General features: G+C 62.7%; 1 pseudogene. It reads left to right on the top strand.

Annotated features, from left to right (window positions below):
• Positions 1-236: pseudogene (locus R0J88_RS23515) on the top strand (hypothetical protein); the annotation flags it as partial.

Below are 236 nucleotides of genomic sequence, written 5' to 3' on the forward strand. Positions count from 1 at the left end.
TGGCCCTGCGCTATGGCCGCAGCACCGAGCTGATCACCAACCTGATCTTCCTGTTCGCCTACGCGGTGATCCTGCTGCCGATCATCCTCTACTCCGGTGCCATCGGCTTGCAGGGCATGCTGGATCTGCCCTCGCTGACCGGCATCAGCTCGCCCAATGCACTGCTGTGGATGACCATCTGGGTGGTCGGCATCATCGGCGCCATCTATGCCCTGTTCGGCGGCATGCGCTCCATC

Source organism: Pseudoalteromonas sp. SIMBA_162 (genome assembly GCF_046535955.1).
In the GTDB taxonomy this organism is placed as follows: domain Bacteria; phylum Pseudomonadota; class Gammaproteobacteria; order Enterobacterales; family Alteromonadaceae; genus Pseudoalteromonas; species Pseudoalteromonas marina.